Genomic DNA, 17,223 nt, shown 5'->3' with positions numbered 1-17,223 from the left:
TGCAGGCACTTAACGTCCCGCCGTCCTGAAGGGGACAAGGTGGGCGCTCGGCTTTTGTCGGGTCATCGAAACATATCGAGGCAAGGAGCAAGTTTTGTCCCATATTTTGGTCACAGGCGGCGCAGGTTTTATCGGTGCCAATTTCGTTCTGGCATGGCTGGGCGACAAGTCGGCTGACGGCATCATCAACGTCGACAAGCTCACGTATGCAGGCAACCGAAAGACGCTGGCGTCTGTGGAGAACGATCCTCGCCACGTGTTTTCGCAAACGGATATTTGCGACCGTGCCGCCCTGGACACGCTTTTCGCCACCTACAAGCCTCGCGCCGTCGTGCACTTCGCGGCGGAAAGCCACGTAGACCGCTCCATTCACGGCCCCGGCGAGTTCATCCAGACCAATATCGTCGGCACGTTCACGCTCCTGGAAGCCGCACGCGCCTACTGGGGCAGCCTGGAAGAACCGGCCAAATCCGCGTTCCGGTTCCTGCATGTCTCCACCGACGAAGTGTTCGGCTCGCTGAGCGAAGCCGACCCGCAGTTTTCGGAAACGACGCCTTACGCGCCCAACAGCCCGTACTCGGCATCGAAAGCCGCATCGGACCATCTGGTGCGCGCGTATCACCATACCTACGGCCTGCCGGTCCTGACGACCAACTGTTCCAACAACTACGGTCCTTATCATTTCCCGGAAAAGCTGATCCCGCTGATTATCGCCAATGCGCTGGGGGGCAAGCCGCTGCCGATTTATGGCGATGGCCTGAACGTGCGCGACTGGCTCTATGTGCGCGATCACTGCTCGGCGATCCGCGAAGTACTGGCTCGTGGCCGCCTCGGCGAAACGTACAACGTCGGCGGCTGGAACGAGAAAACCAACCTCGACGTCGTGCATACGCTGTGCGACCTGCTGGACGAGCTGCGTCCGAAGGCCGCCGGCTCGTACCGCGACCAGATTACCTTCGTCAAGGACCGTCCCGGCCACGACCGCCGCTACGCCATCGACGCCCGCAAGCTGGAGCGTGAGCTCGGCTGGAAACCGGCCGAGACCTTCGAGTCCGGCATGCGCAAGACGGTCCGGTGGTACCTGGACAATCAGGCATGGGTGCAGGACGTGATGTCGGGGGAGTACCGGAACTGGGTGGCGAAGCAATATGCAGCGTAACGCCGCCACTCCCACTCTTCTCGTAACCGGCAGTAACGGCCAGGTCGGCTTTGAACTGCGCCGCAGCCTGGCGCCGCTGGGCAAGGTCGTGGCACTCGACCGTTCGGGCTGCGACTTGTCGCGGCCCGATGATATCCGTCGCGTGGTGCGCGAGTACCGGCCCGATGTCATCGTCAATCCTGCCGCTTATACGGCGGTCGACAAGGCCGAGTCGGAAGCGGAACTGGCCTACGCCATCAACGGCACGGCTGTGGGCGTGCTGGCGGAAGAGGCGAAGGCGCTCGGCAGCCTGCTGGTGCACTACTCCACCGACTACGTCTTTGATGGCACCAAGGCGGGCGCCTATGTCGAAACCGACGCGGTGAACCCGCAATCGGTGTACGGCAAGAGCAAGCTCGCCGGCGAACAGGCCATCGCCGCGGCCGGCGCAGCAAACCTCGTTTTCCGTACGTGCTGGGTCGCCGGTGCGCACGGCGGCAACTTTGCCAAGACCATGCTCAGGCTGGGTCGCGAACGCGACAGCCTGCGCGTGATTGCCGATCAGTTCGGCGCACCGACTACGGCGGCGCTGATTGCCGACGTGACCGCACAGGTGGTGGCGCGCCACTGGCTGTCGGGCGACCGGACAGCGTTTGCATCCGGCATCTACCATCTTGCCGCGGCTGGCGAAACCACCTGGCACGCGTACGCCAGCGAAGTGCTGCGCTATGCCGCCGCCAAAGGCATCGAACTGAAGGTCGACCCGGCCCGCATCGAAGCGATTCCGGCCACGGCGTACCCGCTGCCTGCCCCCCGTCCTGCGAACTCGCGCCTGGACACCAGCAAGCTGCGCCACACCTTCGGCATCCATCTCCCAGACTGGCAGCAGGGCGTGCATTTCCTGCTGGACCAGATCTTCTCCTGAGCGAGACACCATGCGTAAAGGCATTATCCTGGCTGGGGGTTCCGGCACCCGGCTCTACCCGATCACGAGATCGGTATCCAAGCAGTTGCTGCCGGTCTACGACAAGCCGATGATCTACTATCCGTTGTCCACGCTGATGCTGGCGGGGATTCGGGATATTCTGATTATCTCCACGCCGGAAGATACCCCGCGTTTCGCCGAAATGCTGGGCGACGGCAGCAAGTGGGGTCTCAATCTCCAATATGCGGTGCAGCCTTCCCCTGACGGACTGGCGCAGGCATTCATTATCGGCCGTGACTTTGTCGGCAACGACCCGAGCACCCTGATCCTGGGCGATAACATCTTCCACGGCCACGATCTGGTGGCGCAATTGCAGCGCGCTTCGGCCCAAGAGGCAGGCGCTACGGTATTCGCTTACCACGTGCACGATCCGGAACGCTACGGCGTGGTGGAATTCGACGAGAATTTTCGCGCCCTGTCGCTCGAGGAAAAACCGGCGAAGCCGCGCTCCAACTACGCGGTGACGGGCCTGTATTTCTACGACAACCAGGTCTGCGACATTGCCGCTGATATCAAACCGTCTTTACGCGGCGAGTTGGAAATCACCGATGTCAACAAGAGATATCTCGATATACTTCAGCTCAATGTGGAAATCATGGGGCGTGGCTATGCTTGGTTGGATACCGGCACACATGATTCGCTGCTGGAAGCGGCCAGTTTTATTGCGACATTGCAGAACCGACAGGGGCTGATGGTGGCATGTCCAGAAGAAATTGCCTATCGAAGCAAATGGATAAGTGCGGAACAGGTCGCCGCGTTGGCGCATCCTCTTGCGAAGAACGGTTACGGCAAGTATCTGCAGCGAATTGTCTCTGAGTCTATCAAGTAATAAATTGCAAGCAGCCCAGACTATGAATCTCAAAGCCATTCAGACCGCCATTCCCGATGTGCTCATTCTTGAGCCAAAGGTATTTGGCGATGATCGCGGTTTCTTCTTTGAGAGTTTCAATGCCAAGGACTTTGACGCTGCAACCGGGCTAAAGCGCGATTTTGTTCAGGATAATCACTCGCGATCAGTAAAAGGCGTTTTGCGCGGATTGCATTATCAGATCCGTCGCCCTCAAGGGAAGCTTGTCCGTGTGGTAGCCGGTGAGGTCTTTGATGTTGCCGTTGATCTGAGAAGAGAGTCCGGGACATTTGGTAAATGGATTGGTGTCAGCTTGTCTGCGGAGAACAAGCGGCAGTTGTGGGTCCCGGAAGGCTTCGCGCACGGATTCTTGGTTGTATCCGAGTTCGCGGAATTTCTTTATAAAACCACAGAATACTACGCTCCTGAGTTCGATCGCTGCATCAAATGGGATGATCCGACGATTGGCATAGAATGGCCACTGGCCGGCACTACGCCGGTACTTTCTGACAAAGACCGTCGAGGGGCAGCGTTCGTCGATGCCGAACTGTAGGCTGACTAGCACCCGTAGCTTCCTAAGGGGATATTTGAAACAGCCCCGAGCGTGGCGTGCTGACACCTTGATTCAACTGGCGCCCGTAGTTGGGCAGTTATATCAATGCAACAATTCAGTATTTCCCCGTTTGCTTTGGCGTCAACGCTTTGGCGAAATCGCGAACTGATCGGCACGTTGACCAAACGAGAGGTGATTGGACGTTACAAGGGGTCCTTTCTCGGCTTGTTGTGGTCCCTGTTTAATCCGCTCTTCATGTTGCTGGTCTATTCGTTCATGTTCAGCGTGGTATTCAAGTCTCGCTGGCCTGGCGGGGGCGAGTCGAAGGCGGAATTCGCACTCATATTGTTCTCCGGGTTGATGGTCTTCAATCTATTTTCGGAGGCTGTCAACCGATCGCCGAGCTTAATACTGTCCAATGTTAACTACGTCAAGAGGGTGGTGTTTCCCCTTGAAATTTTGCCCGCCGTTGCGCTTGGGGCGGTAATGTTTCACTTCGTCGTTAGTTTCATGGCATGGCTGTGCTTTTACGTATTATTCATCGGCACGCCGCCGATGACGGCCTTGTTATTTCCGCTGGTATTATTGCCATTTGTTTTTGTCGTGCTTGGAGTTACTTGGTTTTTGGCTGCGATCGGCGTGTACTTGCGTGATGTTAGTCAGGTGATCGGCATAATCACTACCGCTCTTATGTTTCTGACACCGGTATTTTATCCTGCTTCGTCACTGCCGCCGGACTACAGATTGCTCATCACGTTGAACCCTATCACGCCAGTGGTGGAAACAGCGCGTAATGTCCTGATTTGGGGAAAGCTGCCGGATCTGTATCCGGCACTTCTTTATTCCGCATTTTCTTTATTGGTTGCTTGGTTTGGCTTCGCCTGGTTCCAGAAGACACGAAAGGGGTTCGCCGATGTCCTCTGATATTGCGGTTAAGATTTCGGGCGCAAGCAAGTGCTATCACATCTATGAGCGCCCGCGAGATCGGTTGCTCCAGATGCTGGTGCGCGGTCGGAAGAAGTATTTCCGTGAGTTTTGGGCGCTTGATAACGTATCGCTTGAAATCAAAAGAGGCGAGACCGTAGGGATAGTGGGGCGCAATGGGAGCGGGAAGTCCACACTTCTGCAAATTATCTGTGGCACGCTAAACCCTAGCGCAGGAACGGCCCAGGTTAATGGTCGAGTTGCGGCACTGTTGGAGCTTGGTTCGGGTTTCAATCCCGAATTTACCGGTCGCGAGAATGTCTTTCTGAACGCTGCCGTGCTCGGCTTAACCAAGGAGGAAGTAACGGCGCGATTTGACCAAATTGCCGCATTTGCGGATATCGGGGATTTCATCGATCAGCCGGTGAAGACTTACTCCAGTGGCATGTATGTGCGTTTGGCTTTTGCCGTGGTAGCACATGTGGACGCGGATATCCTTGTCATTGACGAGGCACTGGCGGTGGGGGATGCTTTCTTCACTCAGAAATGCATGCGGTTCCTCCGGCGGTTTAAGGAAACTGGTACCCTCATCTTCGTGAGCCATGATGCCGGGGCGGTGACCGGCCTCTGCGAAAAGGCACTTTGGCTCGATAAGGGCCGTGCGCAGGTATACGGTCCGGCGAAACTCGTATCCGAACAATATCTCGCGTCCTTGTATGAATCCGAGCCGCGAAAGGCGGTGGGAGGCAATGCTGATAAAGGCCCGAAGAAAACGTCACGCATACCAAAGGAAAAGGTGGTATTGCCTGATGTCCGTTCGGCGCTTATAAATAGATCGAGCCTGCGCAACGATTTGGAGATCTTCGAGTTTTCACCGGGTGAGAGTGCCGAGTTCGGCTTGCGAGGTGCCGACATCGTGCATGTCTCAATTGTCGATGCGGACAGTGGTTCTACTTTGACCTATGCGGTCGGGGGTGAGTCCGTAATCCTTCGCATAGAAGTCAGGGCGCTAAAGGATATTGAGCAGCCAATTATCGGTTTTTCCTTCAAGGATAGACTTGGTCAAACGCTGTTTGGCGACAATACCTATTTGAGCTATCAAGACGAGTGCATTGTCGTGCAGTCGCAAAGTACATTCATCGGGGAATTTGGTTTTGTGATGCCGGTGTTGCCTCGCGGGGACTATAGTGTGGCAGTAGCGGTGGCGACCGGAACCCAAGCGGATCATGTTCAGCATCACTGGATTCATGATGCAATCATCGTGAAGTCGATTTCCTCTTCGGTTAGTACGGGTCTGATCGGCATTCCCATGCAACGGATTGATATTACTGTTCATGATGATGCACGGGTGAGTGATTGAAAGGCAATAGATAAAATATGGCGCATCAGCAGCAAATCGACTTTTGTGAGTCCGTAAAACGAGATCTGCCTCAGTTCTTTTCCGGGTGTTTCGTTGTTGACATCGGCTCGCTCGATATAAACGGCAATAACCAGTATCTCTTTGACGATTGCATGTACCTGGGTGTCGATTTGATGCCCGGTCGGAATGTGGATATCGCATCGAAGGGGCATGAGCTGAATCTACCGGACGAGAGTGTAGATGTCGTGGTGTCTACGGAGTGCTTCGAGCACGACCAATACTATGCTCAGACTCTGAGCAATATTGTTCGGATGCTCAAGCCTGGTGGGCTGTTTTTCTTTTCCTGTGCAACAACAGGGCGGCCCGAGCATGGGACGCGGCGCACCAAACCCGAGGATGCGCCGTTTACGCAGGAGTTTGGTGATTGGGGTGATTATTATAAGAACCTCGACGAAAGCGATATCCGGCAGGTACTCGATGTCGATGGAATTTTTGATCGATATGCTTTCTCCTATAATTTCGATACCTGCGATATTTATTTTTGGGGCATTAAGAAAGGCGTCCTCGAGAAGCGCGATAACTATTCGTTTCAGGTCAAGCGAAATACGTTGCTGCAAGAGTTAGCTACGGAGAGGGCGCTTGTCGCCTCACTGCGTTCGGAGGCCGCAGAGCGCGAGGTTCAGCTTGACACGTTTCAAGGAGAACTCCAGCAGCAGTCCGAGGAGGTGGCGCGTCAGCGAGCGTTGTTGAGCCAGAGAAGCGTGCAACTTTCCGTGCTTGAGGAAAGAGCAACGGAACTGCAAGCGGTAATTTGGGAGCGGGATCAGCAGATCCACGAGATCTACACGTCGAGTTCCTGGCGCATAACGACTCCTCTCAGGGTCTTCGGCCGCGTAATGAGAAAAAAAAACACTAATGCGGTGACCGGCAAGCAGGCAAGTGACGCGCGTGCCTCCCGCGCGCGTCTACGCGCATTGGCGCGAACCATCTATCACCGGCTTCCGCTGTCAGAAAAGACGAAATGGCGAATCCGCGAGCGGCTATTTCCGGCGGTGGTGGCCTTGCGCGAAGCGGACGATCTGAAGGGCGTTACACAAGGTGTCGTAAAGGCTATTCTCGGCAGACCAGAGGGTACGCTCGTCCGGGATGATGGGCGTGAAGCTGCATTGGCCTCAATTCTGCGTGTCCTTGGGAACCACGCAACCCAGTTTGGTCCGGTTACCCGGTGGATTGCGCTACCCTTTTTGGCTACCGGCGGGGCCGAAATGGTGGCTTTGAATTTTTGCAGGGCATTGCGCGAACTACGTCCGGCAGAATCCGTTGCCATCCTGGTCACCGACCGCAAATACGTGAACGAACAGGTCGTCTTGCCCGATGGTGTCGTCCTGATCGTCTTCGATGATCATTTGCAAGAAGACGGCAGCTACGCGCGAAAGCAGGCGTTGTTGCGCGATTTGCTGCTTTCTGTACGGCCAAAGAGTTTCCATAATATTAACAGTGAGGTTGCATGGCACTTAATCCTCTCGGAAGGTGAAAGAATTAAGCGATTTGTGCGCCTCTATGCCAGTATCTTCGCCTTCCAGTTTGCACCGGATGGCAAAACCAAGATCGGATACGCGGCATACTTCCTTCCGAAGGGTCTTCCCCACTTGTCCGGGCTAGTGTCGGACAACAGACGATTTGTAGTAGACGCTGCAGCTGAATACGGCATCAAAGGCGACGCGCTAGAGCGCTTGTGGACCGTCTATCAGCCTTGTCGATTGCTTCATCGCATGTCGGGTGCTTCGCTGGGGCGACAGAGGCTCGCGGCGCAGCGCGCGCGTATCGAGCGCGGCAATGGAGGGGGGGGCGATCGGCCTCAAGTTCTTTGGGCAGGGAGGCTGGATGCAGAGAAGCGCCTTGATCTCTTCCTTGATTTGGTAAAGGCATGCGAATTCGCGGACTTTCGCGTGTTTGGCCAAATCGTTCTTCAGGATGGGCAAGAATTGCCTACCCTTCCAAATCTCTCATATGAGGGGCCGTTTAGTTCACCGTTGGAGTGGGTCGAGCGATTCGATTTCGATGCCTTCATATTTACCTCCAAGTGGGAAGGAATGCCCAATGTGCTTATCGAAGTGGGCTCACTTGGCATTCCAATTATTGCGCCGGGCGTCGGCGGTGTAGGCGAACTGATCTCGAAGGAAACGGGCTATCTCCTTGCCGAAAGGCCTACAGTAGAGGATTACAAGCGCGCACTGAACGGAGCACTTTCGGATCGCACTGATGCCCTCAATCGGGCGACACGCCTGCTCGACGTGATTGAAAGTCGGCACACGTGGCCGAACTTTGTAGAGGCTGTGCAACTGCTTCCCGGATATCTGGATCATTCCGAGAGCGCTGATACGCGGCTGCCGGAACTCGCGTCGGGGCAAAATCGGCCCGATGGTGTGCGCGCGCCGCGGGTGTCTATCATTGTGCCATGCTACAACCAAGCCAAATATCTGGTTGAAGCGGTTGCCTCCATTGCCGTCGCCTGCGCTGAGCATTCCTTCGAAATTATTGTGGTCGATGACGGAAGTACAGACGGGAATACCGCGAGGCTTCTCGCCGAAGCTGAACAAACTATTCCGGGACGTATCAAGGTTCATCGCCAGAGCAACAAGGGTCTCTCTGGCGCACGCAATGCCGGTGTCGCGCTCGCTAGCGGTGAGTTCATCCAGTTTTTGGATGCCGATGACGTGCTCGCGCCTGGCAAAATCGATGTACAGCTTGCCCAGATCGCCGCCAACCCGGCCATCGACATCTCGGTCTGTAATTTTCTGCTGTGCGACGAAACCAAGACGGATTTCTCTAAGCCCGATGAGGCGATAGCCCAGTTCGACATTTCGTTGAACGATTTTCTCTTTCGTTGGGAACGCGGCTTTTCAATTCCAATCCACTGCGGCCTTTTCCGTCGGACTGTGATTGGCGCGGCGCCCTTTGATACCGAAGCACGGGCAAAGGAAGATTGGCTTTTCTGGACGCGTCTTGCCTTGGAGGGCGCTCGCTTTGCCTATGTGCATGGGCACTGGGCCACGTACCGGCAACATGGCGCCAGTATGCGGCGATCGTATCTGAAGATGGGGAAGGCGTGGCTCCAAGCGGGTCTGAAAATTGAGGCCCGGCTGCAAGGGCGAGAGCCAAAGTTCTTTGACTCGATGGTGGCCTGGTTCGACCACTGTTATCGGGCCAATCCGGCGTATAAAGCCGAAGTCGAGTTGCTGGGTGGCCAGCATTCAGGCGAAAGCCAGCATTTGGTCTCTACGCCAGCCCAAGAGTCCACTGCACGGCCGGCTGATACGGAAGCAATTGCCAAGAAGGCCGATCGTATCGTTGCGATACTGCAGCCAGTGGTGGGGGGCTCAGACAGTCCCCTAATTAGCGTTGTGGTCCCGATTTATGGTCACTACAACTACCTTGAGGGTTGTCTCAACTCCATTGCAAATCAAGGCAACGTGTCGTTGGAGATTATTTGTGTGGATGACGCGTCCCCTGATCCCAGGGTCGCAGCGCTGATGGATGCGCTCAAAGATCGGCTGTCAGGTTTGAGGGTCATTCAGCAAACCACTAATCAAGGAATTAGTGAGGTTCAGAACATTGCTGTCGAAGCGGCAAGGGGCGAGTTCATTGCCTTCCTGGATTGCGATGACGAACTGGCCCCTAACGCGCTGGAGGTGATCGGCCGCGAGATGGCGCTCAACGATGATGTTGATTATTTCTTTACCGATCGGATCGATATTGATGAGTCAGGCAAGACGGTACGGACTTCGCGATATGGCGGTTACGAATGGATTCACTTTCGCTCTCAAGAAACTATCCGAGACGACCTGTTGGACGGGATGGTCGCGTCCCATCTGAAGGTGATACGCCGTTCCGCCTATATTGCGGTGGGCGGGTGCAACTCGACCTTCTCAGGGGTGCAGGATTGGGACCTGGCGCTGCGGATCGCGGAGCACTATCGTTTCCGCTATATTCCGCAGACTCTCTATAAGCATCGTGTACATTCCGCCTCGGTGACAAGAAGCGATCTCGTTGCCCAATTTCGGAAGACAAATGTGCTGAGACGCGAGTTTTCCGAGCGATGGATGAAGAACGGGCAGTCAGATTCGCAGCGCGGAAATTCTGTTCAGAGGATTATCCCAATCAATGACGCTGCCATTTCAGTTGCGACATTGAAGAAGCACTGGGTTGAAGGCGCAAGTTGTGTTGCTGATCTCAGGGGCGGCCTTCGGGTGCCAGCGGTCAACTTCGTCCGGGAGTTTAACTCTTATTTTGATGACATTATTTGGGATGATCCCAGCGTTGCCGCAGCACTGACCGGATATCTTTGGAGTCCGCGGATCCTTGGAAGCAGTTTTGCTCATGCCAAAAGCTTGACTCTTAACTGTAAATGACGAAAGGACCGACTATCGCTGTTTCGATCGTCAGCCATGGGCACGATGCGCTGATTCGTCCTCTTTTGCACGACCTGAGGCGAATCGGCGCAGTACGCCAATTAGAAATCCTGCTGACCGAAAACTTGCCGGGCAACCTTTCCACAATTACTAGTCAAGCCGGAATTAAGTGCAAGCTGTTACAGAATGCCGCGCCCCGTGGATTTGGTGCAAATCATAACGCCGCATACAAGCACAGTACAGCCCCATTTTTTCTTGTCCTGAATCCGGACGTGCGACTACCTGATCCGCACACATTTGATTTGCTGTTGGACCGGCTCGACCGCCAGCCGGGAGCGGCAGGGCCGCGCGTGTTAGCGCCAGACGGTTCAGTCGAGGACAGTGCAAGGCGAGTTCCGACTATTGCACGATTGGCGCAGCGGGTGCTTATGAAATCCAGAGGGTTGGACTACGACGTTTCGCGACCGGTACAGGAGGTCGATTGGCTTGCGGGAATGTTCTTAATGTTCGATAGGGCTTCATATGAAAGAGTGGGAGGTTTCGATGAGCGCTATCACTTATATTGCGAAGATGTCGATATTTGTTTGCGCTTGCATCTCGCCGGGAGAAGTGTTCTATGGGTCCAGGATGCGGTGGTCGTGCACGATGCCAGGCGGCAGAGTCGCCGTATGGGTGGGCGATATTTCCGATGGCATATGTCAAGCATGTGGCGGCTCATGACTTCTCAAGCCTACCGCGAATTCAACAAATGAGATGCCACCCATAGCCCTATGTTCGACTTTTTCTGGGTTCCCGCTTTTGCCTTTCTTGTCTCGGCGTTGGCGGTCCTTCTTCTGCGCCCGGTAGCAATGGTCGGAGGCCTGCTGGACCGCCCCGATAACCGCAAGCGCCACCTCGGCGCGGTGCCACTTGTAGGCGGAATCGCCGTAACGCTTGCCGTCTGGGCGGGTTGCCTGCTGTTCATGCGCAATCAGGGCTACTACGTGGCATTGCTGGGGGGGCTGACATTGTTGGCCTTCGTTGGCCTTATCGACGACATGCAAGGCATGTCGCCGGTCGCCAAACTTGCGGCGCAACTCTTTGCTGCCATCCTGATGACCTCATGGGGTGGCGTGTACCTGACCTCCTTGGGCGATATTTTCGGCCGGCGCGAGATTGAGTTGGCAAACTGGGCTATCCCGCTGACGCTCTTTGCCGTCGTCGCTGTGATCAACGCCATGAACATGAGCGACGGGCTTGATGGGTTGGCCGGTGGCTTGTCATTTATCGTATTTGGCTGGTTCGGCTATCTTGCCGGCGAACTTGGTAACCTGGCTGCCCAGCGCGTATGCGTGATCTTCTGCGGCGCAATACTCGGCTTTCTGATCTTCAATATGCGGAATCCCTTCCGCGGAAGCCTGCGCGTATTTCTCGGCGACGCCGGCAGCCTGATGCTCGGGTATGGGATTGTCTGGTTCGCGGTGGAACTCTCTCAGGAGCCATACAACAACGGTCGCCATGTTCCACCCGTCGTGATGCTCTGGGTGCTCGGTTTCGTGCTGATCGACCTGCTTGTGGTGGTTATCCGCCGGGCGATGAAGCGTCGCAACCCCTTGTCCGCAGATCGAACACACCTTCACCATGTGCTGCTCCGCCTTGGGCTCAGCCCAGATGCGATTGTCTGGGCGATTCTGGTGAGCAATGCGTTGCTTGGTTTTATCGGTGTCTATGGCTGGAAGCAAGGCGTCTCTGAGCAGGTGCTGTTCCTTGCTTTTCTGGGTGTCACCGCGTTTCACTTGCTGCTGATGCGCAATGCGTGGCGTTGCCTTCGCGTCGGCCGTCGCATCGTCCTGCGCGGCAAGCGTCGCCTCAGTGACCGCAACGGCGACAATTAAACCGTTCGTGCTGCCCCCACCCCGGTTTGAAAACGGGGCAGGGCTGAGGCCAGAGTCAGATAGCTATGCAGAAACCGCCGCAGTGGCGGTAGCGCGGCGGGTCCGCAAGACCAAAACCAGTCCGAATATGACGGCGACAGTGTTACCGACGGCATAGCCAAGAATGGCCCCACGGGTGCCTAAACGCGGCACCGCGACTATGTCAACAATAACCGTGGTAGCAAGCACGAGGGCCCACTTGAACGCCACCCAGCGCGGTTTGCGCAGGTAGATGGGTAGCAGGCTCAGACCAACGTCGGCGAAGACCAGGGTGGACGCTAGTGCCGCCAGTCGCAACAGCGTCACGGTTTCGCCGAATGCCGTGCCATAGAGCAGGCGCACAACCGGCTCGGCGCAAAGCGCAAGCACGATGGCGCCCGTTAATCCGATGAGCGTCATGCCAGCCGCCACGCGCAGCACGTTGCGCCGCGCTGCGAGGACCGATTGCTGTGCAAACACGTACAGCGGCGCCACGCCCGCAGCCAGGATGGTCGCGATCGTAGTGAAATTGTCGAGTACCTGCATGGTGGCCGCATACGTACCCAGTTCAGCCAGCGGCACAGCCGGCTTCAGAATCAACTGATCGGCTCGGCGTGCGGCGACCATCAGCATGAAACTTATCCAGAACAGCGACCCATCGCGCACCAGGTCTCGAGTGAGTGCCGAGTTATATGTCGGGATAGCCTTGGGCGCTCGAGCCAGGTAGTACCACGTGAGCAGCACCGCAGCGATAAGCGGCTCGATGGCGAAGGCGGTGGCGTAGGCTGGCACCAGCTCAATACCGGCAAAGAACAGCGTTGCAATGAGGCTAGCCTTCGCTGCAAGCGCGATCAGGTTGAATACGACGTTCGGCCGGTTGTGGGTGCGCGCTTGCATCCACGCGATGACGACGCCGAACGGCTCGCGCATCATGACGGCGGTACCGAGGATAGCGGCAGGAATCCAGGTGTCGGCGGGCTGCAGCGTGATCGCCAGCCAGAGGCACATCAGCACGTAGCCTGCGATGCCTGCGGTAAGCCGAATCGCGAAAGCATGCGCGACCAGGACATGCCGGGTCACCGGTGTGGGCAAGGTCACCAGCCGCGGAACCACCACCTCCGCAGAGCAGATCAGCGGGATCGACGCCGCAATAAACACCAGCGACTGTGCATACTGAAAGTGCCCGAACCCCTCGGCTCCCAGGGCACGCGCCAACATGCCAACGACTACGATGCCAACTGCTACCTGCAAGCCGCGATCGGCAAGCATCCACAGCAGGTTGCCGGCGACCCTGCTGCGCATCACTGGCGTCCTCTTAGTTGCTGATACTGGGCCAGCCATTGCCGCGCGATGGCTGATACATCGAATCGGCTGACGATCTGTTGCCGGCGCTGGTCCCGGTCCACGTGCGTGCCGGGTAACTGGTCGATTGCGGCCGTCAGCGCACGGGCCAGTGCGGCAGCATCGCCGACTGGCGTGATGACGGCGGCGCTGCCCGCCAGTTCGGCAACGCCCGCTGCGGCCGTGGCGACGACGGGTAAGCCAGTGGCCAGCGCTTCGCCGACGGCGAGCGGCATGCCTTCGATTTGCGACGAAAGCGCGAAAATGTCGGCCGCGCACAGCAAGTCTGGCACGTCGCTCCGCGCGCCAGCCAGTGTGACTGCTGACGCGAGTCCCCACTGCTCGATTCGGGCCGCCAATGCCGAACGCATCGGACCTTCCCCAACAATCACCAGCCTCGCATCCGGCACAGCCCTGGCAACCAGCCGGAACGCCTCGATCAGCGTCGCCTGGTCTTTCTCGGCCACAAGCCTGCCCACATTCAGTACCAGTACGTCCTGCGCACCAAGGCCAAGATCGCGCCGCACACGCTCGCGCACGGCGTCGTCCGGCCGGAATCGGCTGGTGTCGATGCCGTTGGGCATCACGATCACGCGCCGGGCCGGCGCGGCGCCGCTTGCCACCATCGCCTGGCGGCCGGCTTCGCTGACATGGGTGGTCAGTGCGCACCAGCGGTCGGTCAGGCGATAGGCGAGGGTGCGCAGCGTGCCGCCTTCGCGTGCGCTATGCGCGGAGCAGACAACCGGGGGCATGCGGCCGGTCCGGGTCAGTGCGCGCGCGAACAGGTTGCCGTGGACCATATGCGAATGGATGACGTCCGGGCGCCATTGGCGTACGACCCGACGCGTCTTGCGCAGCGCGGCCAGCATCGACAGCGGGGTCTTGCGCATGCCAAGTTCGGTGACCGGAATGCCGGCAGGGAGATCGATTTCCTGTCCTTCGGTCAGGCTCACGATGGCCACGCTGTGGCCCAGCGCGACAAAGGCGCGGGCGAGTGCCGCGATCTGCTGTTCCGCGCCGCCCAGCCGCAGGCCGGTGGTGATGACAAGGATGCGCAAGGGCTTTGCCACGGTGGCCGGTTGCTCGGCCGCCATCAGCGCGCCCCGTAGCCGGTCAGCAGCGTCCGCAGCGTCTTCACCGCAATCAGCAAATCCAGCGCCAGCGAGCAATGCTTGACGTAATACAGGTCATAACTCAGCTTGGTCACGGTTTCTTCGTGGCTGCCGGCGTAGCCCTGCTGCACTTGTGCCCAGCCCGACAGGCCCGGCCGCACCAGGTGGCGGTACGGGTAGTAGGGGATGGTTTCGGAGAATTGCTCCACCATCGGCGCCTGCTCCGGCCGCGGCCCGATCAGGCTCATATGCCCGACCAGCACGTTCCAGAGTTGCGGGATCTCGTCCAGGCGGTACTTGCGGATCACCCGGCCCACGCGCGTAACCCGTGGATCGCGCCGCGCGGCGAATTGTGCGGGCGCGCTGTTGTCCACGCCCATGCTGCGGAACTTGAGCATCACGAAGGGCTTGCCGAACAGTCCCACGCGTGACTGGCGGAAGATGACGCCGCCCGTTGTCTCCGTCCGGATCGCCAGCGCTACCGCCAGGCCGAGGGGTACCGCCAGCGGGGCGAGGCATAGCACCGCCAGGATGTCGACGGCTCGCTTGAGATAGCCGTAGAGGTAGTGGGCGGCATAGTCGTCGAGGAAATTCTCGTCGATATGGGCCAATCCGACGCGGCCGGTCAGCATCTCGCCGACGCGTTCCACTGAGTACATCCGCACATGGCTCATCTTGTACTGGGCGAGCTGCCGCGTGCGCTCAGGGTCCGCCGTGGCGCTGCGGTCGACCATCAGCCCGTCGCAATGCTTGGCGTCTTCCAGCGACCGGATCAGTTCAAAGTGAACGGATGCGGGCGGCGCCGCGCCCGGCATGGCAAGCATGGTGTCCAGCTGGCTCAGGGTATTGGGATCGGCATAGCCGAACAGCGGTACGTAGTTCTGCACGAAACGGCGGTAGCCCAGCCATATCCACGCCAGCGTGGTGAGATAGGCCAGCAGCATGGCGCCTCGCGAATATTCGATATGGAACGCAGCGAAGACGAACAGCAGCGCCACAAAGGGAAGCGTGGCGGCAAGCCCGACCAGGCTGTTGCCTTCCATCGCCGGCAGATGCAGCGAGCGGTGCAGGACCATGAAGCCTGCGAAGTAGGGAACGATGGACCACAGCAGCGTGCGCGTAAAGACGTGGGTCACGAACCCGGCGTGGTAAGCCACCTGTGCCAGTGCGGTGTTGACGGCAAACAGCGCCAGTCCCAGCGCCGCCCATGCCAGCATCCGGCTGATCCGGCGCATGGTCTCCGATCCGACGATGCCGCGGCGCATGGTCTGCCGGTGGCGGCTGTCGGTCTCGATTGAATGCATCATGTGGGCACGCGCGTCGCGCGAGGCGCCGTCGTAAGCGTGGCCTGGTAAAGGTTCCATGTCGCGTCGGCCATCCGTTTCAGGCCGTAGTGTTGCTCCCAGCGTTGCCGGGCCGCATGACCCAGGCTGGCGCGGAGGGGGGCGTCCGCGGCGAGCCCGGAGAAGGCTGTGGACAGTGCGGCTTCGTCGCGGTGGTCGACCAGCAGGCCGTGCCTGCCATCTTCCAGTTGCTCGCGGATGCCGGGCAGGTCCGAGGCGACGATAGGCAAGCCGGCTCGCATGGCTTCCAGCACGGAAAGCGGGAAGCCTTCGTGGTCAGACGCCAGCGTGAAGGCCTGCGCGGTCGACAATAACCCGGCAATATCCGCCACGTTGCCCGGAAATTGCACCCGACCGGGCGCGATGGCGTCGGCCAGGCGCTGCATCGCCTCACGCTCCGGCCCGTCGCCCGCCAATACCAGCTCGCAATCGGCCAGGCCGGAGCGCGCAAACGCCCGGATCACCGCGTCCGGCCGCTTCGGCGCGGCAAACCGCGCCACCATGACGATGCGGCGCATCGGGTCTTCTGGCGTGGCCCGCTGGCCGGTATCGGCGATTCCGTTCGGCACGACCGCAATGCGATCGGCTGGCACTGGCAGTGACCGCGCAAGCTGTCGCTCCGCTTCGGCCACACAGACCAGGCGCGCCGTCAATGGCGCGAGCAGCCATTCCGCCACCCGCGCCGCGATGCGCTGGCGCGCCGGCGCTTGCGGCTTGAACGCAAAACCGTGGACCGTGTAGACCACGGGGATCCCGAGCAGGAAGCCGGCAATGCGGCCCAGCGCGCCCGCCTTGGCGCTGTGCGCGTGGATCAGGTCGGGTGCCGCCTGTTTCAGCGCCTTGACCAGTTCGCGCAGGGCTGTGACGGCGCGCCACGGGGAGAGCGCATTGTCCAGTCGTGCCAGCCGGATGGTCCGGGCGCCTGCGCGCTTCGCGATATCGAACAGCGGTCCGTCACCGCCGGCCAGCAGCACCATGTCGGCCTTGCCCGCGAGCGACTGCATCAGGTCCGCGACATGCGACTGCGCGCCACCGATCTCCGAATTGGTGATCAGGTAGGCGATGCGAGGCTGCGGCGAAGGCTGGGCGGTTGGTCTCAAGGGTTCGTACGAAGGTTAGAAGGCGCGGCCGGCAGAGCGGCGAGGGCGGGTTCTAGGGCACCACATGTCACTGCACATCGGAAAAGACTTTGGCCGGCGGCGCCGGCAAAGTGCCTGGTTGACGCTATCGCAACCCGACCGGCCGCGGGCGCCGGTACGCGGCGAATAAGCGCCGCAAAGTGTAGGACAGACACCGAAAATTGTGACCACCCGTGA

13 protein-coding genes are annotated in these 17,223 nt (G+C 58.7%); 9 read left to right on the top strand and 4 right to left on the bottom strand.

The window, feature by feature from the left end; translation table 11 throughout:
* The first annotated feature begins 94 nt into the window (after window positions 1–94).
* The 9 genes from rfbB to AB1I47_RS01715 all read left to right on the top strand — a co-directional run bounded on the left by rfbB (window position 95) and on the right by AB1I47_RS01715 (window position 12,093).
* On the top strand, window positions 95–1,159 hold the full coding sequence (gene rfbB, locus AB1I47_RS01755; RefSeq protein WP_354682061.1) for a dTDP-glucose 4,6-dehydratase: 1,065 nt from the start codon (window positions 95–97) through the stop codon (window positions 1,157–1,159).
* Window positions 1,149–2,063 (top strand): dTDP-4-dehydrorhamnose reductase, encoded by a 915-nt coding sequence (gene rfbD / locus AB1I47_RS01750; RefSeq protein WP_354682060.1) that lies wholly within the window; start codon window positions 1,149–1,151, stop codon window positions 2,061–2,063. Before rfbB ends, rfbD begins: the two co-directional genes overlap by 11 nt.
* 10 nt (window positions 2,064–2,073) lie before the next feature.
* The gene (gene rfbA / locus AB1I47_RS01745) at window positions 2,074–2,952 is read left to right on the top strand and encodes a glucose-1-phosphate thymidylyltransferase RfbA (protein ID WP_354682059.1); all 879 of its coding nucleotides are present in this window, start codon (window positions 2,074–2,076) and stop codon (window positions 2,950–2,952) included.
* 22 nt (window positions 2,953–2,974) lie between these two features.
* Window positions 2,975–3,523 carry a dTDP-4-dehydrorhamnose 3,5-epimerase gene (gene rfbC / locus AB1I47_RS01740; RefSeq protein WP_354682058.1) on the top strand — a complete coding sequence of 183 codons (549 nt, stop codon included), beginning with the start codon at window positions 2,975–2,977 and terminating at the stop codon, window positions 3,521–3,523.
* Window positions 3,524–3,628: 105 nt separating this feature from the next.
* Window positions 3,629–4,447: an ABC transporter permease gene (locus AB1I47_RS01735; protein ID WP_354682057.1), complete on the top strand. Its 819-nt coding sequence runs from the start codon at window positions 3,629–3,631 to the stop codon at window positions 4,445–4,447.
* The gene (locus tag AB1I47_RS01730) at window positions 4,437–5,807 is read left to right on the top strand and encodes an ABC transporter ATP-binding protein (RefSeq protein ID WP_354682056.1); all 1,371 of its coding nucleotides are present in this window, start codon (window positions 4,437–4,439) and stop codon (window positions 5,805–5,807) included. The genes AB1I47_RS01735 and AB1I47_RS01730 overlap by 11 nt, the downstream gene beginning before the upstream one ends.
* Window positions 5,808–5,824: 17 nt before the next feature.
* On the top strand, window positions 5,825–10,219 hold the full coding sequence (locus AB1I47_RS01725; protein ID WP_354682055.1) for a glycosyltransferase: 4,395 nt from the start codon (window positions 5,825–5,827) through the stop codon (window positions 10,217–10,219).
* Complete coding sequence (locus AB1I47_RS01720; RefSeq protein WP_354682054.1) at window positions 10,216–10,971, top strand: glycosyltransferase; 756 nt, start codon at window positions 10,216–10,218, stop codon at window positions 10,969–10,971. The genes AB1I47_RS01725 and AB1I47_RS01720 overlap by 4 nt, the downstream gene beginning before the upstream one ends.
* An 18-nt stretch (window positions 10,972–10,989) precedes the next feature.
* Window positions 10,990–12,093, top strand: coding sequence for an MraY family glycosyltransferase (locus AB1I47_RS01715; protein WP_354682053.1), 1,104 nt, complete (start codon window positions 10,990–10,992; stop codon window positions 12,091–12,093).
* A gap of 63 nt (window positions 12,094–12,156) precedes the next feature.
* Here AB1I47_RS01715 and AB1I47_RS01710 read toward each other — a convergent pair whose 3' ends face one another.
* Genes AB1I47_RS01710 through AB1I47_RS01695 form a run of 4 tightly spaced genes read right to left on the bottom strand, consistent with a single transcriptional unit; the run spans window position 12,157 to window position 17,007 of the window.
* The gene (locus tag AB1I47_RS01710; RefSeq protein WP_354682052.1) at window positions 12,157–13,413 is read right to left on the bottom strand and encodes a lipopolysaccharide biosynthesis protein; all 1,257 of its coding nucleotides are present in this window, start codon (window positions 13,411–13,413) and stop codon (window positions 12,157–12,159) included.
* Window positions 13,413–14,546 (bottom strand): glycosyltransferase, encoded by a 1,134-nt coding sequence (locus AB1I47_RS01705; RefSeq protein WP_354682051.1) that lies wholly within the window; start codon window positions 14,544–14,546, stop codon window positions 13,413–13,415. The genes AB1I47_RS01710 and AB1I47_RS01705 overlap by 1 nt, the downstream gene beginning before the upstream one ends.
* The gene (locus AB1I47_RS01700; RefSeq protein WP_354682050.1) at window positions 14,546–15,871 is read right to left on the bottom strand and encodes an exopolysaccharide biosynthesis polyprenyl glycosylphosphotransferase; all 1,326 of its coding nucleotides are present in this window, start codon (window positions 15,869–15,871) and stop codon (window positions 14,546–14,548) included. Before AB1I47_RS01700 ends, AB1I47_RS01705 begins: the two co-directional genes overlap by 1 nt.
* On the bottom strand, window positions 15,868–17,007 hold the full coding sequence (locus tag AB1I47_RS01695) for a glycosyltransferase family 4 protein (RefSeq protein WP_354682049.1): 1,140 nt from the start codon (window positions 17,005–17,007) through the stop codon (window positions 15,868–15,870). The genes AB1I47_RS01700 and AB1I47_RS01695 overlap by 4 nt, the downstream gene beginning before the upstream one ends.
* Window positions 17,008–17,223 lie beyond the last annotated feature (216 nt).

Source organism: Cupriavidus necator (assembly GCF_040578825.1).
Classification (GTDB): Bacteria; Pseudomonadota; Gammaproteobacteria; order Burkholderiales; family Burkholderiaceae; genus Cupriavidus; species Cupriavidus necator_E.
The sequence above is the reverse complement of the archived record's forward strand: the minus strand, read 5'-3'. Positions and strand labels throughout refer to the sequence as shown.